Below are 23579 nucleotides of genomic sequence, written 5' to 3'. Positions count from 1 at the left end.
GCCTACAATACGGTGATGAAAAACGATTTGCCATTAAGCTTTCGAAGGCTTGAATACACCCCTCCACCCTTTACATTTACGCAAGTCGCTTTAGATTTCGCGCTTAATCCTGAGCGCACCATTGTGAAGAGTCGAATTTCAGTTGAACCTACAACCGGTGAGCACACTTCTCTAGTGCTTCAAGGGCAAGACCTAGAATTTATTAGCTTGCGAATTAATGGCACCCCCCATCGTCAATTTGAAATTACGCCCGAATTATTAACCATTCACGCTTTACCAAATCAAGGTAAAGATGCATTTGTTTTAGAAATCATCACCGCTTGTGTGCCAGCTAAAAATACCTCCTTGATGGGACTGTATGTTTCGAATGGTAATTTTTTTACCCAATGCGAGGCTGAAGGATTTCGAAAGATTACTTACTTTTTAGATCGACCTGATGTGATGGCACGCTATCGCGTCACTTTGCGTGCAGTGGAAGCTGATTTTCCGGTATTACTTTCAAACGGAAATTTAATCAGTACCGAGCGCTTAGAAAATGGGTGGCATAGTGCAGTTTGGGAAGATCCTTTTCCAAAGCCTTGCTACTTGTTTGCTTTGGTGGCTGGTAAGTTAGCGTGCGTAGAAAAAAAACTCACTGCGGCTAGCGGTGCTAGTAAGCTACTGCAGGTATGGGTTGAGCCTCACGATTTAGAAAAAACTCAACATGCCTTGGATTCATTGGTACATGCGATTCAATGGGATGAAAAACGATTTGGTTTAGAGCTTGACTTAGAGCGCTTCATGATTGTGGCGGTGAGCGATTTCAATATGGGGGCCATGGAAAATAAAGGCTTAAATATTTTCAACACCAAGTATGTGCTGGCCCAGCCAGAGACAGCAACCGATGCTGATTTTGCAGGCATTGAAAGTGTGGTTGCGCATGAATATTTTCATAACTGGACTGGTAATCGGGTCACTTGTCGTGATTGGTTTCAGTTGTCATTAAAAGAAGGCTTAACTGTTTTTCGAGATCAAGAATTTTCAGCTGATCAAATTGGTAGTGAGTCGGGTAGGGCAGTTAGTCGCATTGCCGATGTGCGCTTATTACGAGCGGCGCAGTTTCCTGAAGATGCTGGTCCAATGGCCCACCCAGTAAGACCTGATGCCTATCAAGAAATTAATAATTTTTATACCGTAACGATTTATGAAAAAGGCGCAGAGGTCGTGCGCATGTACCAAACTTTATTAGGTCGCGATGGTTTTCGTAAAGGCATGGATCTTTACTTTAAACGACATGATGGACAAGCAGTCACTTGCGATGAATTTTTAGCTGCGATGGCAGATGCTAATGGACGAGATTTAAGTCAATTTGAGGCTTGGTATAGCCAAGCTGGCACTCCACGCGTAAAGGTCGGAGAAAATTACGACTCAACTACGCAGCAATATCAATTAACCTTAACCCAAACTTGCACCTCGAAGGCAAGCCAGGCAGAGCTTAAGCCATTTTTAATTCCACTATTAATGCGTTTGTTTGTACCCGTACAAAACTTATCTGCTAATACACGAGCAAATCCACAGCCCAGTCAAATACAACCATGTGGCACAGAACAACTATTAGAATTCAGTGCCAGCTCACAAACTTGGACTTTTTATGATGTGCCCCAACGGCCAATTCTGTCGCTTAACCGTGGGTTTTCTGCGCCCATTATTTTAGATTTTGCACAGAGCGAAACCGATTTATTGATGTTGCTAGCAGGTGACGATGACCCCTTTAATCGTTGGGAGGCGGCACAGAAACTGGCATTAGAATTAATCTTAGCTGGACGTTTGCCTGATGCGCGTCTTCTTGCCGCCTATCGTAGCATTCTGCTTGACGCGGAATTAGATCCCGCATTTAAAGATTTGGTCTTTACCTTACCTGCTGAAAGTTATTTGTACGAGCACTGCGTATCGATTGAGCCTTTACAAATTTATGCAGCGAGGCAGGCGTATCGCCTAGCCCTAGCTAAAACCCTGCAGCCCGATTGGCTCCGTGCTTATCAACAGATGCAAACTTCGGGGCCTTACTCGCCTGATTCAGTTAGTGTAGGCAAGCGTGCTTTAAAAAATCTTGCTTTAAGTATGTTGTTATTAGCGAATCCGCAAGACCTCAGTATTCAGCAATTGGCGCTTGATCAATATCAGCAAGCCAACAATATGACCGATCGTTTTGGTGCTCTCGCTGCCTTGGTATTGCAGGGCGCATCTAAAGCGACAGATTGTTTAGCTGATTTTTATCAGCGCTTTGCTGATAATCCACTAGTGATAGATAAATGGTTTACTTTGCAGGCCATGTGCTCGCTTGATGCCCCCTTAGAGCGAATCCGCAGTTTACGAAATCATCCTGCTTTTAAAATGACTAACCCTAATCGGGTGCGGAGCTTAATACATGCTTTTTGTCTAGCTAATCCAGCAGGGTTTCATCAATGGGATGGTAGCGGCTATGCTTTTTGGGCAGAAACTGTGCAAGCGCTTGATTTAATTAATCCGCAAGTAGCAGCCCGCTTAGCGCGCGCTGCTGACCGTTGGCGTTCTTTTGCCGAGCCTTATCAAAGCAAGATGCGGGCAGCTTTAGAGCAGGTGGCAGCAAACGCTAATCTTTCGGCTGATGTGCGAGAGGTAGTGAATAAAGCTCTAGAATAAGCAGATGAATTTCAAATCCTATTTAGCCGCATTCCGTCTTCAAGATCAAGCTTTGCCAGTGGGATTACAAGAGCTATTGTTGGCGCTAAGCCAAGCTTGTATCGGCTTGAGTCAAGCAGTTGCCCAAGGCCCCCTCATTGGCTTGTTGGGCACGGCTGGTACTGACAATGTGCAAGGTGAGATACAACAAAAGCTAGATATCATTGCCAACGATGCCTTAATTGCAGAGCTGAGCGGCTGTAGCGCTCTAGCAGGTATTGCCTCAGAAGAAATGGAGTTGCCCATTACCGTGGGATCGGGTAGCGGGGATTATTTAATTTTATTCGATCCGCTGGATGGCTCTTCTAATATTGATGTGAATGTATCGATTGGTACGATTTTTTCTATTTTAAAAAAACCTACTCCTAATGTGCCACTAGAGCCAAATGATTTCTTGCAAGCAGGTTCGCAGCAAGTCGCTGCTGGATATGTGGTGTATGGCCCACAAACAACTTTAGTAATGAGCTTAGGCGCGGGCGTTGACCTTTTCACGCTGGATCCATTAACAGACCAATTTATTTTAATAAAACAGGGCATCAGCATTCCACAAGCTGCCAAAGAATTTGCCATCAATATGTCGAATCTACGGCACTGGGCTAAACCAGTGCAACGCTATATTGAAGAGTGTCTAGCTGGCACAACTGGGGTGCGGGCAAAAGATTTTAATATGCGTTGGATCGCCTCGATGGTGGCCGATGTGCATCGAGTCTTGATGCGCGGCGGTGTATTTATGTACCCATGGGATCAGCGTGAGCCCAATAAGCCAGGAAAGTTACGGTTAATGTATGAAGCAAATCCACTGAGTTTTTTAGTGGAACAAGCCGGCGGGCAGGCGATTGACGGTAAACAGCGAATTTTAGAAATTCAGCCGACTGCGCTTCATCAGCGGGTATCAGTAATGCTGGGCGCGGCTGAAGAAATTGAACTGTTACGTGCTTATCATTTACCCCTAAGCTAAAATTTCTATTAGAGTTAAGCCGGAATAGCTCAGTTGGTAGAGCAGCGCATTCGTAATGCGAAGGTCGGAGGTTCGATTCCTCTTTCCGGCACCACCTGTTAGTACCATTTAGCACCAATTTCAATATACTAGTGTAGTGCCAAGAGAGTTGATCACCGTATTAAATAATTAGGCTGAAATAATTAGGCTGCCGTTTTAATCTGCGATAGAAAAGGAAATAGACATGAAAGCCTTTGCACTTTTTTTCACCCCATTATTTTTAGTGGCCTGCGCTGGGGCCAATGTCAAGCCGATCGTCGATATGCAGGGCGTTAATCAGGCTAAATACGATACCGATTTACAGCAGTGTCAGGCTTATGCAACTCAGCAAGATGGGGCAGCAAAGTCTGGTCTTACTGATGCGGCCATGGGAGTAGCTGCTGGCGCTTTATTGGGGTTAGTGGCAGGCGGCACGGGCTCTAATATTGCTCAGTCTGCCGGAGTTGGTGCCATTGTTGGCGGTGGCTATGGACTTTATCAAGGCAATAAGGCTCAAGAAGCCGTGGTGACTAATTGCCTAAAAGGTCGTGGTTATAAGGTCCTTAATTAAGTAGGGGTTTTTACTAAGTATTGAACCCCGCCAGCCACAGAAGTTTTTTTTATTGATGCTGGTCAACAGAAGTTTGCCTTTTTTAAAGAAAAATCAGCGCATCAGTTCTTAATAGTCAAGGTAAGATTGGGAACTAACATTAATGGAGGGGAATCATGAAACAACAAAATCGGTTATTTTTAGCTATTTGTGTCGCAGTAGCAACTATTAGCATTAACCCAGCTTGGGCAGCTTGGGAACCTACTAAACCAGTTGAATTTATTATTCCTGCCGGCCCAGGTGGCGGAGCCGATCAAATGGCACGCATGATTCAAGGCATCATTACTAAAAATAATTTGATGAAACAATCAGTTATTCCAGTCAATAAAGCAGCTGGCGCAGGTGCAGAAGGCTTCTTGGCAATGAAAGAAGCTAAAGGCGACCCCCATAAAATTGTTATTACGCTTTCAAATTTATTCACTACGCCTTTGGCAACTGGAGTGCCATTTAATTGGCGCGATATGACGCCAGTAGCGATGATGGCTTTAGATCAATTTGTTTTGTGGGATAACGCGGAAAAACCGTATAAAACTGCGAAAGAGTTTATTGATGCGGCTAAGGCTGCCGGCCCAGGTAAATTTAAAATGGGGGGTACCGGCTCTAAACAAGAAGATCAAATTATTACCGTTGCCTTAGAAAAGGCTACCGGTACCAAATTTACCTACATTCCTTTCAAGGGGGGTGGTGATGTGGCAGTGCAGTTAGTTGGTAATCACATTGACTCTTCCGTCAATAATCCGATTGAAGCAGTTGCGCAATGGCGAGCAGGCAAATTACGGGCCTTGTGCGTATTTGATGAAAAGCGCATGCCCTATAAAGAAAAAATTACTCCTACTCAATCTTGGTATGACGTACCTACTTGTAAAGAAGTTGGCGTACCAACCGACTATGTGATGTTGCGCGGTATTTTTATGTCGCCTGGAGTATCCCAAGATCAAGTTGATTACTTCATTGGTGTTCTCAAAAAGGTACGCGAGACGCCAGAGTGGAAGAAATTTATGGCTGACGGCGCCTTTAACCAAACCTTTATGACTGGTCAGGAATATGTAAATTGGCTTGGTAAAAATGAGGCTTTACACGTCAAGCTCATGAAAGAAGCGGGCTTTATCGCGCAGTAATCATTGTTAGTCAATAAGGCTTCTACTGCGATATTTAGAAGCCTTATTTTATTTAAATACTTTATCTTTAATCGATTGAACTATGTCTGAACCTGCAAAGCAAGAAATGGTCGTTAGCGTTAGAACGATGGAAATTATTACTGCCTTACTATTTTTAATATTTGGATTTGTGGTGATGACTGGCAGTATTAAGTTAGGTGCATCGTGGGGCAGTGATGGACCACAATCGGGCTACTTTCCTTTTTACATTAGCTTAATTATTTTGCTGTCAAGTACGGTTACTTTGTATCAAGCAGTATTTCAAAACAAGCAAAAAAAAGACGACGCTTTTGTTGAAAAAGAGCCGTTCCGTCAAGTGATGGCGGTTTTTCTTCCAGCCCTTGTTTTTGTCTTGGGCGTGCAACTCATTGGCATTTATGTGTCAGCTGCAATTTACATTGCCGTATTTATGGTTTGGCTAGGTAAGTACGCTTACTGGAAGGCGATTGCCGTTGGTGTGGGGGTGAGTGTGGCCTTATATGTCCTCTTTGAAATCTGGTTTCAGGTACCACTACCGCATGGCTCTTGGTTTAACCCCTTAACCTTTTTAGGTATGCAATAAAAATTTACATAGATAGTTGCACGGCATTTTTAGGAGTTTACGTTGGAAGAAATTAATTTATTGTTTCAGGGTTTTGCGGTTGCAATGACACCGTTTAATTTATTGCTGATGCTCGTTGGCGTAACGTTGGGCGTGATCATTGGCGTATTACCAGGTTTAGGTGGCGCCAACGGCATTGCGATTTTATTGCCGCTCACCTTTACGATGCCACCTACTTCAGCCATCATCATGCTCTCGTGTATTTATTGGGGCGCTTTGTTTGGCGGAGCAATTACTTCGATCTTATTTAATATTCCTGGCGAACCATGGTCGGTGGCAACGACATTTGACGGTTATCCAATGGCGCGTAATGGAAAAGCAGGGGCTGCCTTAACCACGGCTTTTACTTCTTCATTTGTGGGCGCATTTTTTGCCATTGTGATGATCACTTTCTTGGCGCCATTGGTGGCGAAGTTTGCTTTGCAATTCGGGCCACCTGAATTTTTTGCTGTTTATTTTTTAACCTTTTGTAGCTTTGTGGGTATGAATAAAGGCTCACCGTTTAAAGTGATTTCCGCCATGATGCTGGGTTTTGCCTTGGCTACGGTTGGCATGGACACAGTTACTGGTCAATTACGCTTAACTTTTGGCAATCCTGAATTAATGCGTGGTTTTGATTTCTTAATTGCGGTGATCGGCTTATTTGGCATTGGCGAAATTCTTTTATCGATGGAAGAGGGCCTGTCATTTTCTGGGGCAACCGCCAAGATTCGTAGTCAAATTGTTTGGGAGACTTGGAAGCAGTTACCCAAATATTGGGCTACTTCCTTACGTAGTTGTTTAATTGGCTGCTGGATGGGTATTACGCCTGGTGGGGCAACTCCCGCCTCTTTTATGTCTTATGGCGTGGCAAAACGGGTTTCTAAGCGGGGCGAAAACTTTGGCAAGGGTGAGATGGAGGGTATTATCGCTCCCGAAACAGCGGCCCATGCAGCTGGCACTGCCGCCTTGTTGCCAATGCTTTCTTTGGGCATCCCAGGTTCGCCCACGGCAGCCGTGTTATTGGGTGGCCTATTAATTTGGGGTTTGCAGCCGGGTCCCTTACTGTTTGTCGAGAAACCAGACTTTGTTTGGGGCTTAATTGCCAGTATGTATTTGGGTAATTTGGCAGGGTTATTTGTCGTTTTAACCTGCGTACCTTTGTTTGCATCGATTTTGCGTATTCCCTTTTCGATCATTGCACCCGTCATTATTGTGATCTGTGCGGTCGGGGCTTATACCGTTCATAACGCGAATTTCGATGTTTGGTTGATGATGGGTTTTGGTGTCTTGGGCTATCTTTTTAAGAAGCTAGATTACCCAATGGCACCGATGGTTTTGGCGTTAGTGCTGGGTGACCGAGCTGAAGATTCCTTCCGCCAGTCGATGTTGCTCTCCCAGGGTAGCTTAGAGATCTTTTTCTCAAATTACCTAGTTGGTACCATTACGGCCCTCGCCTTAGGCCTTTTACTCTGGCCTTTAATTGGCAAATTCACCAAAAAACGCGCTGTAAAAGCGGGTATTAGCTAGTTAATCCCCCCCAACAAGACCCAGCCTCCCCCATCAGCGCCCTACAGACAATAGCCCCTCAGCGGGGCTATTTGTCCTTTATCTATATAGGTATATCCCCTAGGTGGTTTATCTGCAAAATCTGTAAAATTTTGTTGACAAGTCGAAGTGTAATTTTTATATTACACATGTAGTCGAAGTGGTTTTACAGTTTCATACAGTTGGCTTTAGTCATAAAACCCTCGTGCGGGTTTGGCACGAAAGTAGTTCGTCTTTCTAGGGGAGACAAAAACAATGTCAAACGGAAATGTAAGCCTTACGGGCTTAAACGACGCTGAATCGGAAGAGTTGCACCGCAATCTGATTCAAGGGACCCAGTTTTTCGGCATGATCGCAGCTCTTGCCCATTTACTGGCTTATATCTACTCGCCTTGGCTTAAATAAAAAGAGGAGATCAATATGATTTACGGAAAAATGTGGACCGTTGTAAAACCCACTGTTGGCATTCCTATTTTTATTGCAGCTGTAGCGATTAGCTCTTTCTGCGTTCACTTAGCAATTGTTTCTAACACCACTTGGGTCAAAGCTTTTTTACAAGGCAATGCACCGATGATGGCGAGTTCAGCAGCAACGATGGCAGCACCCATGGCAGCACCCATGGCGGCAGCACCTGCAGCGAAGAAGTAAAGTACTTTAGCTTTTCGTGCAAGGCTGGGATCGCACATCCCAGCCTTTTTCATTGCAGCGCTAAGGTAAAATTTTTTAGATGAACCGAGTTACCAAAAAGTTAATTCAAGGTTGGTCTGAGCTAGGCTCACGTTATTTACCTTTTGCTGATGCCGCCTCAGCCGATTTACCCTTATCTCGCCTCTTACGACTATCCTTGTTTCAAGTTTCAGTTGGTATGGCTCTAGTGTTATTAGTTGGCACCCTAAACCGCGTAATGATTGTCGAGCTGCATGTGCCCGCCTCAATTGTTTCGGTGATGATTTCATTACCAATTCTGTTTGCCCCCTTTCGTGCCTTAATTGGCTTTCGTTCAGATAACCACCAGTCGGCTTTAGGGTGGAGAAGGGTACCTTATATCTGGATGGGTACCTTAGTGCAATTTGGTGGCTTGGCAATCATGCCATTTGCTTTATTGGTTTTATCGGGTGGCGGCCAATCTAGTCAAGCGCCTGTCTGGATTGGCTGGGCGGCTTCGGGCTTAGCTTTTCTTTTTGTGGGCGCAGGAGTGCACATTACGCAAACCGTTGGACTTGCTCTGGCTACCGATTTAGCGCCAGTCGAGGCGCAGCCGAAAGTCGTCGGTTTAATGTATGTCATGCAACTTTTCGGCATGATAATTAGTGCCTTAGTTTTTGGTTTAGCGCTGGAACAATTTAGCCCCGCGCGCTTAATTCAGGTAATTCAAGCCTCGGCAGTGATCACCATCGTGTTGAATGTGATTGCGTTATGGAAGCAAGAAACCCGAGCTCAAGTGCGTAGTCGCGTTAATCAGACCGAGCCTTCATTTATGCAATCATGGCGCACCTTTACGACCGGTGGTCATGCCGTACGCCGTTTGGTCGTAGTAGGTTTTGGCACCATGGCTTTTAGTATGAATGATGTGCTGTTAGAGCCCTATGGTGGTGAGTTGTTGAAAATGAGTGTGAGTGCAACCACTGCCTTAACTGCCACCTTAGCCATTGGCGGGTTATGGGGCTTTACTTGGGCCTCTAGGGTCTTAAGTCGCGGCAGCGATCCTTTTCGGATGGCAACGCTGGGTGCTTATGTCGGTATTCCCGCATTTATTTTTGTCATTGCAGCTGCGCCTTTGCAGGCCACCATTGTCTTTATTATCGGTACTTTTTTAATAGGCTTTGGCGGTGGTCTCTTTAGTCACGGCACCCTTACGGCGACGATGAACTTTGCGCCTGCCGACCAGCGGGGCTTGGCTTTAGGAGCCTGGGGTGCTGTTCAGGCTTCGGCAGCAGGGATTGCGGTCGGCTTGGGCGGGGTGATTCGCGATCTCGTAGTGGCCTTAGAAAATGCCAAGCTTCTACCAGAGGCCTTAAATGGCCCGGCAATTGGCTATTCCTTGGTTTATGCTTTGGAAATTGTCTTATTAATCGCTACAATTTTGGCAATGCTGCCGCTTTTACGGACCCGAAGTAGTTGTACCTAAGCTATTTTCTTATAAAATAGCTTAACCCTATCATAAGGAGACTTAACATGAGCGTTGTGCAAATTTTGTTTATTGTCTGGTTGGTTGTTTCAGTGATCACAATCATGCGAATGGTGAAACCCAATCGAAAATAATTTGAGTTTCACATACATTCAATTAAGTGAATGTTGAATGCCTCATTTTGTTAATGGCTTTGTTACGATGAAACGATTGCGTTCCTTTGCTGCAGTCTGCACAGCAATTGCATTGCTTGTCGGTAGCTTGTCGCCCGCTGTAGCTGCCATGCAAACAGGAAGTGCATCGGCCACCAGCCTGACAATGGAAATTTGTCAGGCGCAAGGGGATAAAGTAGCGGCGTTAACGATTGATCTTAGTACTACCGCAGAGTCGGCGCCGAGCAATCCTCTTGGCATGAATCACGATTGCCCACTTTGTATCATGTCCCATGCCCCAGTTGCGATTAATATCAGTATGGCAACGTCGGTTGTGCCAGTTGGCGCGCTTACACAAGCTTTTCCTGCGCTCTTTTATGTTTCACCCAAAACACTTTTTGTTTGGACTTCTCAGCCCGCTCGGGCACCCCCTACCCAGATCTAAAACTTGACCTCTTGGCCTAAAGCCTAGAGGTTTATCTTGCTTTTATTGCGCTCTGTTGCGCATTGATGGCAAGTAGGCTTAATTTAGTTTCTGGGAGTTTGCAATGCATTTCCGTCATTTTCAGGGGGCGCGACACTTCAAAAAGCGCAACTTACAAACTGTAGCCATAAATAGTGCAGGTTTTCTGTGGACTGTAGGGTACTTTTGTCTAGCGCAAGCGCAAATTGCGCCACCACCCGATTACGATCAAAAATTAAGTGGCGTGACAGTTAACGCTACCCGTTCAGATACACCATTAGATCAAATTCCCTTAAACACCACCATTCTGACCAAGGAGGTTTTGGAGTTAGCGCCCGATCAAACCATCGATCAAATTTTAAAAAATCAGCCAGGTGTCTTTTTAAATGATCAGCCTTATTACGAGAAAGATCCGACTGGTCAAAGTTTGAACGTACGTGGTTTAGGCAATGCTCGTACTTTGGTATTGGCAGATGGGTCGCCCTTAAATGATGCTTTCTACGGCACGATTATGTGGAATTTAGTGCCACTTTCTTCGATTGATACGGTTGAGTTTATACGTGGGGGTATTTCAAGCTTATGGGGTAACTGGGGTATGGGTGGGGTAATTAATATGAATACCCGCACACCTAAAAATAGCCAGCAAGAAGTCTCGGCCAATTACGGTACTTTCAACACTGTGAACCTAGCAGCATCGAAAGATATCATGGCTACCGAGAATATGCAGTTACGCATATCGGCCGACTATTTAAATACTGGCGGCTACACAAATATCGCGACGATCTCCCCAGCCGCAGCAAATAGTGTTAAGCCTGGCATGGGGGCAGCGGCCGCACAAAATTCCAACGTCCGTTTACAAAGCTACTTTAAGGCTGGTAGTGATACAAAAGGGTTTGTGCGGATAGGTTATGGCACGATGGCTGACTACTCTAATGCCATGAGTATCGCTACCAATTTAAAACAAACTACCGATATTGCTGCTGGCACGACGACCAAATTAAGTGAGAGCGATAAGGTGCTTGTTAATTTGTTTTATCAAAATACGGCTTTTAATAAACAAAATGGTTCTAATGCCGCAGTAAGTTCGGTTTTTAATGCACAGAAGTTGGCCACTAACACCCCTTACATTAGTTCAAATTACTATGACCCATATTCCACTACTGGTGCTGGAGTGCAATACATTAAGGATATGAAGGGCTTGGTAGACCAAGTTTTAGTAGGGGTAGATGGACGGAATATTTCTGGTTCTAACTTAACTAATAATTTAACCACTACTGGCGCTGTAAGCTCAGTAAATTATGCCCAGGGGCAGCAGAATTTTTATGGCGTAATGGGACAAGCGAAATCAACTACTAGCTTCATTCCACTACAAACTACCTTAGCTTTACGGGTCGATAACTGGAGCAGTTCAACCCCGACCTATTACAACACTGGTCCCGATGGTAAAAACGCGAGCTATCAAAATATCTCGAATCAAAATAAAACCATTTTGAGTCCGAATTTAGGTTTTTTATACGAGTTATCTAAAGAGTGGAACTTACGCAGCTCTATTTATCAAGCCTATCATGCACCAGGCTTAAATAACACCTTAAGATCTTATGCCTCATCAAGCGGGGGCAATAATTTTGCTAACCCAAATTTAACTGTTGAAATTATGAAAGGCTTTGAAGCTGGCACAGATTACCGTTGGAAAGAAGGCTTTTTGCAGCTAACCGCTTTTACTAATCAAATAACTAATGCCATTACGACCTACAACTTAAAAGCCAATAATGCGACAGACGTGGCCTTAGCCCAGCAATTGTGTGGCGCGGCAAAGGGCAGTAATCCGTTGAAAGCAGCTGCAGGCAATTGTGTTTCAACTAGTATTAATTACTATACGAATAATCAAAATCTGCAAAGTCAGGGCTTAGAAATGCAGTTTCATCACAATCTCTCCCCTCAATGGGCTGTAGATGCTGGTTATTCACTCACTAATACCGTTTTAACGGCAAGCTCGACAAGCGATCCAACCGGCAGTCAAGTCGCCGGCGTACCGCAGAATATTGGCAATCTTGGAGTAACTTGGTTTCCAGTGCCTAAGGCGAGCGTCACTACCACCATGCGCTATGTGGGAAACTCGTGGATGGATACCGCCCATTCCTTACCTGTACCAGCCTATGCAATCTTTGGATTAAGGGCTAATTACGAAATCAATCAAGCCATTACTTTATATGCTACTGCAGTCAATATGTTAAATCGGCAGTACATTACTTTTGGCTCGGGTAGCAATAACAATAGCTATGTGCTGGGAATGCCGCAAGCATTCACAGTTGGTGGCAAGTTTACTTTTTAGTCGATCGGTGATGATGAAGAGAATAGTAATTGTGAAAGAAGCTATTTTGAAATTGACCTATCCAGCTTCCTGCAGAATCTTGATTTGGACGCTCTGCTTGCTTAGCGCTGGGACCTTTGCGCAAATGCCCGAACATGATCATAGTCAAATGATGGATAAAGCGTCACATCAGATGATGCACCCGCAGATGGAAGTCTGCAAGGGGACTAGTCTTGAGTGTGCCAATGCAGCAACACCATTTTTAACGAGCGCGGGACAACTCTTTTTAATTTGGACTGCAGGCGGCGCTGTATCTCTATCCCATTCTGCTGATTTAGGTATGACATTTAGTACGCCAGTAGAAATTGCTAACCATCAAAAGAAGCTTGACGTAGGCAGCGATGCAAGGCCGCAAATAACGGTTGACCCAAAAGGCAATATATTTATTGCCTATGCTTTTTTTAAAGATAGTAATTGGAATGCGCAAATTAATACCGCGCGTTCGACAGACAGTGGTAAAACGTTTACTCAAGCACAAGCGCTGATTCAGGGTGGGGCTAGTGAACGATTTCCGATCTTGGCGGCGGATGCCAAGGGCAAGATTCATCTTGCCTGGATTGATAAGCGCGTGGTCCAGGCTGCGAATAAGCAGGGCAATAAAAAATTGGGTGGTTCGATTGCTTATGCTAGCTCAATCGATGGCGGCGTGAGCTTTCAAGCTGAAACCATTGTGAATCAAGAAAGCTGCGAATGTTGTCGCATAGGCATGGCCTTAAACCCGCAACAATTTCCTGTATTGGCCTATCGGGGAATATTTCCAGGTGGGGTGCGTGATCAGGCGACCCAAGTTCTCTCTTTCAAGCAGCAGACCTCACAGGGCTTACCGACGAAAGCGAATGATGGTGTAGGCCCAATTCAGCGGGTGGCGATCGACCATTGGAAAACGGATGTTTGTCCACACCATGGGCCAGCAATAGCGATTGCAGATACTGGAACAACACATGTTGCTTGGTTTACCCAGGGGAGTGCGCGACAAGGTGTCTTTTATGCCAATTCGAATAATGAAGGCAAAACTTATTCACCGCCACGTCAATTAGGTAATGCGAATAGGAATGTTGCTCGCCCATATTTATTAACCATAGGCAAAGAAGTATGGCTGGTGTGGAAAGAATTTAATGGCGAAAAGGCAATTATTTATCTGCAGTACTCAAAGGACGATGGCAAGACTTGGTCGATTGCTAAACCGATTGCTGAGGCAGTAGGCTATACCGATCATCCTTTACTCATTAATCAAAACAAAAACGTATTTTTATCCTGGCTGACGCGCGCTCAGGGTTATCAACTGTTATCGATTGGACAAGCCGAATGAAGCGTTATTTATCAATGCTAGCAGCCACATTTTTTATGCTGCCTGCCGTGCAAGCAAGTGAGTCAGTAAAGGCCTATCAAAATGGCACCTGGGCACAGCTCAGTAAAGCTAACTTAGGTGAGCCACTAGCAGTGCACTTTTGGGGAGTGACTTGTGCGCCTTGTATGGCAGAAATGCCCCAATGGGGTAAATTTCTCAGTCAAAATAAACAAGCTAAAGTGATATTTGTGCAAGTCGACGATGTTCCGCCAGAGATGGTGCAAAAAATGTTACAGCGGGCAAAGTTACAGAACGCAAATAATTTTTCTGTTTTTCAACCCTTTGATGACGCGATGCGTTATGAGGTTGATCCTCAATGGCATGGCGAAACGCCAATTACCATTTTAATTAATAAAAATGGGCAGTGGCAGCGCAAAACAGGGCCGATTCAATTCGCCGCATTAAAGGCTTGGTTTTTAAAACAGCAATGATTAATCGAAACTAATTATATTTAAAACAATTTTATTTACAGTATTTTTATCTCAGGAGAAGCAAATGAATTCAGCAAATCAAAGGCAACGAATGATGCAAGTAGTAATGTTTGTCAGCGGTATAGCACTAGCCTTTAGTGTTGCCGCACAAGATGCGCAAGTCGGTAAAATAAAAATTGAGGGTGCTTACACTCGCACCACTGTACCTGGTCAAAAAGTAGCCGGCGGTTTTATGAAAATTATTGATCAAGGCCCAGCTGATCAATTAATTAGCGCTAGCACACCCGTAGCTGATGAGGTGCAATTGCATACGATGTCGATGGAAGGCAATACGATGCAAATGCGCCAAGTGAAGGCGATTGATGTACCTGCTGCTGGAACAGTTGAATTAAAGCCTGGCGGCCTTCACTTGATGCTGATTGGCATTAAGACGCCATTAAAGGCGGGCGACTTCATTCCCGTGAAATTAAAATTTGCTAAAGCAGGCGAGGTAGAGGTGAAACTACCCGTGCAACCAATGGGTCACACGGGGGCGCATTAACTATTGAACTTGGGTCAGGTATTTGCTAGCCCAAGTTCAAATCTGTGACTGCACCTTTGCTGGCGCTGCTAGCAAGGTAAGCATACTTGGCTAAAAGGCCGCGGGTGTAGCGGGGCTTGGGTTGCTTCCAAGCGGCGCGACGTTTGGCAATTTCAGCTTCGCTCACATTGAGTTGAATGAGTAATTTATTGGCGTCGATCGTTACTGAGTCACCTTCTTCAATTAAGGCAATGGTGCCCCCAACAAATGCTTCTGGGGCAACGTGACCAACGACCATTCCCCAAGTGCCTCCCGAGAAGCGGCCGTCGGTAATTAAGCCTACTGATTCACCTAGGCCTTGGCCTACCAGGGCGGAGGTTGGCGCCAACATTTCGCGCATACCTGGGCCGCCCTTAGGGCCCTCATAACGAATGATCATGACATCGCCCGGTAGAATTTTTTGCGCCATGATCGCAGCCATTGCATCATCTTCCGAATCAAAAACGCGGGCTGGACCCGTTATAGATGGATTTTTTAGTCCGGTAATTTTTGCTACACAGCCCTCAGGTGAAATGTTGCCTTTTAAAATTGCTAAATGGCCGTGCGGATATAAAGGGTTGTCGAGCATGCGGATCACGTTTTGATCAGCGCGCGGCACTGAAGGCACATCTTTTAATACTTCAGCAATGGTTTTGCCGGTAATGGTCATGCAATCACCATGGAGTAAGCCTCCATCGAGCAAAATTTTCATTACTTGGGGAATGCCACCAGCTTGATGTAAATCGGTCGCTAAATAATTGCCTGATGGCTTCATGTCAACGATGACGGGTACGCGTTTACGAATGCGCTCGAAATCATCAATCGTCCATTCAATTTCTGCTGCACTGGTAATGGCCAAGAAATGCAAAACTGCATTGGTTGAGCCGCCAACTGCCATGATCACACTGACGGCATTTTCAATTGATTTTTTAGTGATGATGTCACGGGGGCGCAAATTATTTTTAATCGCCTCAACTAGAACAATGGCTGACTCATGGGCGCTGGCGACCTTTTCAGCGTCTTCATTGGCCATGGTTGAGGAGTAGGGCAAGCTCATACCTAGTGCTTCAAATGACGAGCTCATGGTATTGGCGGTATACATGCCGCCGCAAGAACCGCTTCCAGGGCAGGCGTGTTGTTCGACGCCTTTGAGATCAATTTCGCTTAAGCGACCAGAAGTAAATTCGCCTACTGCTTCAAATGCGGAAACAATATTGAGCTCTTTGCCTTTGTAGTGACCGGGTTTAATCGTGCCACCATAGACATAAATACCTGGCACATTGGTGCGCGCTAAGGCCATCATGCCGCCGGGCATATTTTTATCGCATCCACCAATCACCACGACCCCGTCTTGCCATAAGCCGTTGACGCAGGTTTCAATGCTATCGGCAATGACTTCACGTGAGACCAGGGAATATTTCATTCCTTCAGTGCCCATGCCAATACCATCTGACACAGTAGGGGTTCCAAATACTTGGGCTTTAGCACCCGCTTCCTCAAGCGCTGTAATCGCCGCATCGGCTAATTTCTGTAAGCCACTATTACACGGGGTAATAGTCGAATGGCCATTGGCTACCCCGACCATGGGTTTGACAAAGTCCTGCTCTTGGTAGCCCATGGCGTAGTACATTGAGCGGTTGGGCGCGCGGGCCACACCCTCTGTAACCGCACGTGAACGGGAATTAAGGGGACGGTCGGCGCTATTACTTTTAGGGCCAACAGGACTTTTATTTGTCATATCACTTCTCCAAAATATGCAATTTAGGCATGCAAAAGACGCCTAAAGTAAGACTTTACAAGATTTATGCTGGGTTTATCCCTAGGGCTAGTATCTTTTAGATAAAATTATTGTTTAAATCGTCTGTTAATCATGAGCAAAAATAAGGTACCAACGATTCGTTCTTTGGCATTTATTGAGGCCAGGGAAAGGCTTGGCCTGAGCACGGAAGCAGTGGCACTCAATGCCTGTCTTTCAAAAAAGCAAATTGAGCAAATTGAGAATGGTGAGCACAGTGCGTTTTACTCGCCCACCTTAAAATTGCGCTCAGCTCAAAGAGTTGCCACCATTTTGGGCCTAGAGGAGGCGGATTATCTTGAAGTGGAAATTGAAGCCCCTCCACCCCCAGTTGCAGTCATATCAGAACCAGCACCAACACCAGCAACAACACCAGCAACAACACCAGCAACTCCTTCTCCTCCTCCAACTCTGGCGCCCACCCCTGCACCATTCTTAGAAATGGAAAAGGCGTCAGCTCCGATTTTAAAAGCGGGTATTGCACCCACCGATTTACAAATAAAAGATAAGCAGAGAAAATTATTTTTGTTTGCTAGCATGGCGGCGGCGCTTGTTTTTGCGATTATTAATTTTGGCCATGATTTTGCTATCGAAACTGCGCCAGTTTCTTTGACGCCAGTGCCTCCCGCAGTTGTACACTCAGCGCCACTAGCTACTGCACCCGAATTAATTCAAGAGCCCGCTGTTTTAACACCTGAGCGAACGCCCGTTACCATGGTGGAAGCTAGTTCCAAAACTGCAGCTGTAACCAGTGATGTGGCTTGCCCAAGGCCAGAAAATAACCCTGTAATGTATAAGACTAGTACACCAAGCAAGGCCGGCGATATGGTATATGTGCAAAGCTTAAGTCAGCAGGTGGTTTGTGTCATCGACTCAGCCGGCAAAGAACAGAGCAAGACACTCGAGGCGGGCGCCTCGTATTCATTTTATGGTGCACCACCATTCAAACTATTGACAGCAAATCTTGCGCAAACCGAGATTTTTTTTCAAGGCCTACGCGTAAGACCGAGCAACCCTGAAGCAAAAACGCTTATCTTAGAAGAGACGAAGTTTTAGATTGCCGATTCGTTCGCTTCACCAGTACGAATGCGGATGACTTGTTCAACTGAGGTGACAAAAATTTTGCCATCACCAATTTTGCCAGTATGTGCTGCTTTCGTAATCGCCTCGATAACGCGCTCGACTGAATCATCTGCAACGACAACTTCTACTTTTACTTTTGGTAAAAAATCAACCACATATTCTGCGCCCCGATACAGTTCAGTATGGCCTTTTTGCCGGCCAAACCCTTTAACTTCAGTAACAGTTAGGCCAGTAACGCCAACGTCTGCCATGGCTTCGCGTACTTCGTCAAGCTTGAACGGTTTAATGATGGATGTAATCAGCTTCATCTAATTCTCCTCAATAGATGGGGTAATCATACCCTTAGATGGGCTAACTTAGGCGCGAAAAGCTGAAGTAATGGGATAACGCCAATCGCGACCAAAGGCGCGGTTAGTGATGCGGACGCCTGGTGGGGCTTGGCGTCGTTTATATTCATTGAGCTTGATGAGACGTGTTACCTTTTCAACACTAGCAGCCTCGTAGCCCGCGGCAACGATTTCCGCCAGCGATTGGTTTTGTTCCATATAGCGTTCCAATATAGCGTCGAGCACTTCATAACTGGGTAAGCTATCTTGATCAGTTTGGTTATCGCGTAATTCGGCTGATGGTGCCCGCGTGAGAATACGTTCAGGAATAATTGGAGTAAGTTGATTGCGATAATGGCAAAGTCGATAGACCAAGGTTTTAGCAATATCTTTAATCACCGCAAAGCCTCCGGCCATATCGCCATAAAGCGTGCAATAACCGACTGCCATCTCACTTTTATTGCCCGTAGTTAAAACTAAGCGACCCGTTTTATTCGAGAGCGCCATTAATAATGTGCCGCGTACCCGCGCTTGAATATTTTCTTCCGTAGCATCGGGTGCTAAGCCAGTAAATTGTTCTGCTAAGGCTGCTTCTAATGCAGCCACTGGCTTGCTGATCGGAATTTCATCGTATTGCACGCCGACATTGTTAGCGAGTTCACGCGCATCTAGCCATGAAATATCTGCCGTATATGGCGATGGCATCATCACTGCGCGCACTTGATCAGCACCCAGCGCATCTACGGCAATAGCGAGTACCAAGGCAGAATCAACACCCCCAGAAAGACCGATGATCACGCCAGAAAAATGATTTTTTTGGACGTAATCACGCACCCCCATGACTAAGGCTGCATACACTTGGGCCTCTATTGAGCTCATGTTTTTGTCATTAGCAGTAAGCGCAGTGACATCAGCTTCGGGCTCTCCAAGTGAAGTGATGTTGACTAACCCCAGACCGGTTTCAAATTGGGGCATCGTAAAGGCAGTTTGACCATGAGAGTTCAAGACAAAAGAGCCCCCATCAAATACCAATTCATCTTGCCCACCCACCATGTTGACGTACGCTAAGGGTAGTTTAGTAAGGTTAACTTGCTCCCGCAGCACATTCAGGCGTAAGGTATTTTTTTCCAGGTGGTAGGGTGAGGCATTTAACACCGCCAATAAGCGCGCACCTGCATTTTTAGCCTGGAGTGCAGGGCCTTCATGCCAAGCATCTTCACATAAGAGTAAGCCAATAGGGAACCCATCCACCTCAAAGATACAAGGCTGATTGCCAGGGATAAAGTACCGCACTTCATCAAACACTTCATGATTCGGTAATTGTTGTTTTGCGTAGCTGGCGATGACTTGGCCGTCACGCAAGACAGAGGCACAATTTTGTAGGCCTACGGCAGAACGCTGGGGGTGCCCAACTACAACAGAGAGGTTTGGGTAAGCCCCGAGGGTTTTGCATAGCTCAGCCAGGATATTTTCAGCCGCGGAAATAAATGCCGGCCGCAACAACAGGTCTTCTGGTGGATAGCCAGTTAAGGCTAACTCGGGGGTTAAGAGTAGTTTGGCGCCAGCAGCATGAGCAGCCTGCGCCGCAGCGGCAATTAATGCAGCATTACCCTCTAAGTCACCTAATTTAGGGTTTAGTTGCGCTAAAGCAAGCTTAATCAAGCCTTTTTTCCCTCTTTTTCCTCTCGATAGCGTTTTACACCCTCGAGAATTTCATGGTGGGCATCGGCAACCCCGCCCCAACCACTCACTTTGACCCATTTCCCGACTTCTAAATCTTTGTAATGCTCAAAAAAGTGCTTAATTTGGTTGAGGCGTAAGGGGTTCATGTCTTCTGGCTTCTGCCAATGGGTATAAATCGACAGAATGCGGTCTTCTGGTACGGCTAGTAGCTTGGCATCCTGCCCAGCCTCATCTTCCATTTGTAAGAGCCCAATAGCCCTACAACTGACCACCACGCCTGGAATGAGTGGGAAAGGGGTGATAACCAGCACATCCACGGGGTCGCCATCGCCAGCAATGGTTTGGGGAATATAGCCATAGTTACAGGGGTAATGCATCGCCGTACCCATGAAACGATCGACAAAAATAGCCCCCGTTTCCTTATCAACCTCATATTTAATGGGGTCGGCATTCATCGGAATTTCAATAATTACATTGAAGTTGGTGGGGGAATTTTTGCCTGGGGTGACATTATCAAGACTCATGAGGGTTTTTCCGGAAAAAATTAGTGGATACCCTGATATTAGCAAAGTGAGAAGTTATAGTTTGTGTTGGATACTTCTTAAGTTCGTTTTTTTGGAGATTTAAGCTATGAGTAATGTCACATTGGGTCTGTATTTTTCTTTGGTTTGCGGCGTGATTGCTGTGCTGTATGGCTTCTTTATGCGGCGCTGGATTTTGAAACAAGATACTGGCAATGCCAAAATGGAAGAAATTGCCGCGGCAATTCAGCAGGGCGCGGCTGCATATTTATCCCGTCAGTACAAAACGATTGCGATTGTTGGAATTGTCTTAACAATTTTGATTGGCCTCTTTTTAGACATTGCCACGGCCATGGGGTTTGTGCTTGGTGCGGTGTTATCGGGCGCCTGCGGCTTTATTGGCATGAATGTGTCGGTCAGAGCGAATGTGCGCACTGCCCAAGCAGCTACGGTCGGCATGAATGAAGCCCTGAACGTCGCTTTTAAAGGCGGTGCAATTACCGGCATGCTGGTGGTTGGCTTAGGCCTACTTGGTGTGGCTTTATTTTTCATGTTCCTGGTTTCCATCGGGGGCGGGCAAGATCTCTCGGCGGTATTGCATCCCTTAATTGGTTTTGCCTTTGGTTCCTCACTCATTTCCATTTTTGCGCGTTTAGGGGGCGGTATCTTTACTAAAGGCGCCGATGTGGGAGCCGACTTAGTGGGCAAAGTTGAGGCAGGTATTCCTGAGGATGACCCACGGAACCCTGCTGTTATTGCCGATAACGTGGGGGATAACGTCGGCGATTGCGCCGGCATGGCAGCTGACTTATTCGAAACGTATGCCGTGACCTTAATTGCGACGATGGTCTTGGGCGCAATGATGGTTTCCGGCGCACCTATTGCAGCCATTATTTATCCCTTGGTCTTGGGCGGCATTTCGATTATTGCTTCGATCATTGGCTGTTCTTTTGTGAAAGCCACACCCGGTATGAAAAATGTGATGCCAGCCTTGTATAAAGGTTTGGTGGTAGCGGGCGTACTTTCCTTAATTGCGTTTTATTTTGCAACCCAATTTATTATTCCCGACGATGCTTTAGGAATTCCTGGCAGTCAATGGCGTTTATTTGGTGCTACTGTAGTGGGCTTATTACTCACTGCAGGATTAGTTTGGATTACCGAGTACTACACAGGTACCGATTTCAAACCCGTGAAGCATATTGCCGAAGCATCGACTAAAGGTCACGGTACGAACATTATTGCTGGCTTAGGCATTTCGATGAAGTCAACTGCGATCCCAGTTATTTTTGTTTGTATCGCGATTTATGCGGCGTATTGGTTGGCTGGTATTTTTGGTATCGCCATTGCAGCTACCTCCATGCTCTCGATGGCCGGCATTGTGGTGGCGCTTGATGCGTATGGCCCAATTACCGATAACGCCGGAGGTATTGCTGAAATGGCAGGCTTGCCACAAGCTGTGCGCGATATTACCGATCCTTTAGATGCAGTTGGTAATACGACTAAAGCAGTGACCAAAGGTTATGCGATTGGTTCAGCAGGTTTAGCGGCACTGGTTTTATTTGCGGATTACACCCATGCGCTTGAAGCGATTGGTCAACAAGTCACCTTTGATTTATCCAATCACTTAGTGATTATTGGCCTATTTATTGGCGGCATGATTCCTTACTTATTTGGTGCGATGGCGATGGAAGCGGTAGGTCGTTGCGCTGGCGCAGTGGTTGATGAGGTGCGCCGTCAGTTCCGCGATATTCCCGGCATTATGGATGGCACAGGTAAGCCTGAGTACGGCAAAGCGGTCGATATGTTGACTTCAGCTGCGATTAAGGAAATGATTATTCCGTCGCTCTTGCCCGTGGTGATTCCGATTGTGGTTGGTCTGTTATTGGGTCCTGCTGCCTTGGGCGGCTTGTTAATGGGTACGATTGTCACAGGTCTATTCGTGGCGATTTCCATGTGTACTGGTGGCGGTGCTTGGGATAATGCCAAGAAATATATCGAAGAAGGTAACTACGGTGGCAAAGGTTCTGAGGCTCACAAAGCTGCAGTTACTGGTGATACCGTTGGCGATCCTTACAAAGATACTGCTGGACCAGCGATTAATCCGCTGATCAAGATTATCAACATCGTCGCTTTATTGATTGTGCCTTTGTTGCCAATCATGCGCTAACAATAAGAGGGGCAAGCTTTACTCAAGCCCCTCTAAATAACGCTGAGCATCCAGTGCGGCCATGCAACCTGTACCCGCACTGGTAATTGCTTGACGATAAATGTGGTCTTGCACATCACCTGATGCAAATACCCCAGCAATATTCGTAGCCGTAGCGTTACCTTGTAAGCCCGAATGGGTTTTGATGTAGCCGTTATGCATTTCAAGCTGACCAATAAATAATTCGGTATTGGGTTTATGGCCAATGGCGATAAACGCGCCAGTGAGCGCGATATCTTCGGTTTTGCCATTTGCTTGACGAATCCGCACACCTGTTACGCCTTTTTCATCACCCAACACTTCTTCTAAGGTCGAATTGAGTTTGAGCTCAACTTTCCCCTCGGCTACTTTAGCCATCAGGCGATCATTCAAAATGGGCTCAGCCCGAAATTTATCGCGCCGATGAATCACCGTCACCTTTTTGGCAATGCCAGTGAGGTAGAGTGCTTCTTCAACCGCAGTATTGCCACCACCAACAACGCAGACGTCTTGATTTTTATAAAAGAAGCCGTCGCAGGTGGCGCAACCTGAAACGCCGCGCCCCATAAACGCTTCTTCACTGGGTAAGCCCAAATATTGGGCCGATGCGCCAGTAGCAATGATGAGGGCATCACAGGTATAGGTGCCAGAGTCACCTACAAGGCGAATCGGCTTTTCTTGTAAGGCAGCCGTATGGATGTGGTCAAAAATAATTTCGGTATTAAAGTGTTCCGCGTGCTTTAAAAAGCGCTCCATGAGTTCCGGGCCTTGAACTCCTGCAGGGTCGGCTGGCCAATTCTCAACATCAGTAGTGGTCATCAGTTGACCGCCTTGGGCCAAGCCAGTAATTAGGGTGGGCTGTAAATTAGCTCGGGCCGCATACACTGCAGCTGTATAGCCTGCGGGGCCAGAGCCAAGAATGAGAACTTTGCTATGTTTGATATTCGTTGTATTCATCCCTAA

At 45.9% G+C, this 23579-nt stretch carries 21 protein-coding genes and 1 tRNA gene; 17 read left to right on the top strand and 5 right to left on the bottom strand.

Features of this window, described 5'->3' with window-relative positions; genetic code table 11:
- The first annotated feature begins 15 nt into the window (after nt 1-15).
- The 15 genes from pepN (at nt 16) to LZT22_RS08535 (ending at nt 15005) form a co-directional block, all read left to right on the top strand.
- The gene (gene pepN, locus LZT22_RS08605; RefSeq protein WP_233924719.1) at nt 16-2661 is read left to right on the top strand and encodes an aminopeptidase N; all 2646 of its coding nucleotides are present in this window, start codon (nt 16-18) and stop codon (nt 2659-2661) included.
- A gap of 4 nt (nt 2662-2665) precedes the next feature.
- Nucleotides 2666-3658 carry a class 1 fructose-bisphosphatase gene (locus tag LZT22_RS08600; protein ID WP_233924718.1) on the top strand — a complete coding sequence of 331 codons (993 nt, stop codon included), beginning with the start codon at nt 2666-2668 and terminating at the stop codon, nt 3656-3658.
- A gap of 18 nt (nt 3659-3676) precedes the next feature.
- Nucleotides 3677-3752: transfer RNA gene (locus tag LZT22_RS08595), tRNA-Thr, on the top strand.
- 129 nt (nt 3753-3881) lie between these two features.
- Nucleotides 3882-4247: a glycine zipper family protein gene (locus LZT22_RS08590; RefSeq protein WP_233924717.1), complete on the top strand. Its 366-nt coding sequence runs from the start codon at nt 3882-3884 to the stop codon at nt 4245-4247.
- A 155-nt stretch (nt 4248-4402) separates the two neighbouring features.
- Complete coding sequence (locus LZT22_RS08585; RefSeq protein WP_233924716.1) at nt 4403-5404, top strand: tripartite tricarboxylate transporter substrate binding protein; 1002 nt, start codon at nt 4403-4405, stop codon at nt 5402-5404.
- Between the two features lie 82 nt (nt 5405-5486).
- Complete coding sequence (locus tag LZT22_RS08580) at nt 5487-6005, top strand: tripartite tricarboxylate transporter TctB family protein (protein ID WP_233924715.1); 519 nt, start codon at nt 5487-5489, stop codon at nt 6003-6005.
- A gap of 42 nt (nt 6006-6047) precedes the next feature.
- A complete protein-coding gene (locus tag LZT22_RS08575) occupies nt 6048-7553 on the top strand; it encodes a tripartite tricarboxylate transporter permease (protein WP_233924714.1) in 1506 nt (501 codons plus the stop codon).
- 273 nt (nt 7554-7826) lie between these two features.
- Nucleotides 7827-7976 carry a light-harvesting antenna LH1, beta subunit gene (gene pufB / locus LZT22_RS08570; RefSeq protein ID WP_233924713.1) on the top strand — a complete coding sequence of 50 codons (150 nt, stop codon included), beginning with the start codon at nt 7827-7829 and terminating at the stop codon, nt 7974-7976.
- 15 nt (nt 7977-7991) lie between these two features.
- Nucleotides 7992-8219: a light-harvesting protein gene (locus LZT22_RS08565; protein ID WP_233924712.1), complete on the top strand. Its 228-nt coding sequence runs from the start codon at nt 7992-7994 to the stop codon at nt 8217-8219.
- A gap of 79 nt (nt 8220-8298) precedes the next feature.
- Entirely contained in the window at nt 8299-9699 is a 1401-nt protein-coding gene (locus LZT22_RS08560; protein WP_233924711.1) for a PucC family protein, read from the top strand.
- 201 nt (nt 9700-9900) lie between these two features.
- A complete protein-coding gene (locus LZT22_RS08555) occupies nt 9901-10296 on the top strand; it encodes a DUF2946 family protein (protein ID WP_233924710.1) in 396 nt (131 codons plus the stop codon).
- Between the two features lie 103 nt (nt 10297-10399).
- Nucleotides 10400-12646 carry a TonB-dependent receptor gene (locus LZT22_RS08550; protein ID WP_233924709.1) on the top strand — a complete coding sequence of 749 codons (2247 nt, stop codon included), beginning with the start codon at nt 10400-10402 and terminating at the stop codon, nt 12644-12646.
- A gap of 124 nt (nt 12647-12770) precedes the next feature.
- Complete coding sequence (locus LZT22_RS08545) at nt 12771-13994, top strand: sialidase family protein (RefSeq protein WP_233924708.1); 1224 nt, start codon at nt 12771-12773, stop codon at nt 13992-13994.
- A complete protein-coding gene (locus tag LZT22_RS08540; protein ID WP_233924706.1) occupies nt 13991-14464 on the top strand; it encodes a TlpA disulfide reductase family protein in 474 nt (157 codons plus the stop codon). The genes LZT22_RS08545 and LZT22_RS08540 overlap by 4 nt, the downstream gene beginning before the upstream one ends.
- A 64-nt stretch (nt 14465-14528) precedes the next feature.
- The gene (locus tag LZT22_RS08535) at nt 14529-15005 is read left to right on the top strand and encodes a copper chaperone PCu(A)C (protein WP_233924705.1); all 477 of its coding nucleotides are present in this window, start codon (nt 14529-14531) and stop codon (nt 15003-15005) included.
- Nucleotides 15006-15030: 25 nt separating this feature from the next.
- On the opposite strand, the gene ilvD is transcribed toward LZT22_RS08535, so the two are convergent.
- Nucleotides 15031-16761 (bottom strand): dihydroxy-acid dehydratase, encoded by a 1731-nt coding sequence (ilvD, locus tag LZT22_RS08530; RefSeq protein ID WP_233924704.1) that lies wholly within the window; start codon nt 16759-16761, stop codon nt 15031-15033.
- Nucleotides 16762-16893: 132 nt separating this feature from the next.
- Here ilvD and LZT22_RS08525 point away from each other — a divergent pair, with 132 nt between their 5' ends.
- On the top strand, nt 16894-17874 hold the full coding sequence (locus tag LZT22_RS08525; protein WP_233924703.1) for a RodZ family helix-turn-helix domain-containing protein: 981 nt from the start codon (nt 16894-16896) through the stop codon (nt 17872-17874).
- Here the strand turns inward: LZT22_RS08525 and glnK are convergent.
- From glnK to ppa, 3 genes are read right to left on the bottom strand one after another with little or no spacing between them, the layout of a single operon-like run.
- Entirely contained in the window at nt 17871-18209 is a 339-nt protein-coding gene (gene glnK, locus LZT22_RS08520) for a P-II family nitrogen regulator (protein WP_233924702.1), read from the bottom strand. The two genes, LZT22_RS08525 and glnK, sit on opposite strands and share 4 nt — an antisense overlap.
- 48 nt (nt 18210-18257) lie before the next feature.
- On the bottom strand, nt 18258-19886 hold the full coding sequence (locus tag LZT22_RS08515) for an NAD+ synthase (RefSeq protein ID WP_233924830.1): 1629 nt from the start codon (nt 19884-19886) through the stop codon (nt 18258-18260).
- On the bottom strand, nt 19886-20434 hold the full coding sequence (gene ppa, locus LZT22_RS08510; protein ID WP_233924701.1) for an inorganic diphosphatase: 549 nt from the start codon (nt 20432-20434) through the stop codon (nt 19886-19888). The genes LZT22_RS08515 and ppa overlap by 1 nt, the downstream gene beginning before the upstream one ends.
- 106 nt (nt 20435-20540) lie before the next feature.
- Here ppa and LZT22_RS08505 point away from each other — a divergent pair, with 106 nt between their 5' ends.
- Nucleotides 20541-22598: a sodium-translocating pyrophosphatase gene (locus tag LZT22_RS08505; RefSeq protein WP_233924700.1), complete on the top strand. Its 2058-nt coding sequence runs from the start codon at nt 20541-20543 to the stop codon at nt 22596-22598.
- An 18-nt stretch (nt 22599-22616) separates the two neighbouring features.
- Here LZT22_RS08505 and trxB read toward each other — a convergent pair whose 3' ends face one another.
- A complete protein-coding gene (gene trxB, locus LZT22_RS08500; protein ID WP_233924699.1) occupies nt 22617-23573 on the bottom strand; it encodes a thioredoxin-disulfide reductase in 957 nt (318 codons plus the stop codon).
- Nucleotides 23574-23579: the final 6 nt, after the last annotated feature.

Origin of the sequence: Polynucleobacter sp. IMCC 29146 (genome assembly GCF_021395195.1) — a bacterium.
In the GTDB taxonomy this organism is placed as follows: Bacteria; Pseudomonadota; Gammaproteobacteria; order Burkholderiales; family Burkholderiaceae; genus Polynucleobacter.
The sequence above is the reverse complement of the archived record's forward strand: the minus strand, read 5'-3'. Positions and strand labels throughout refer to the sequence as shown.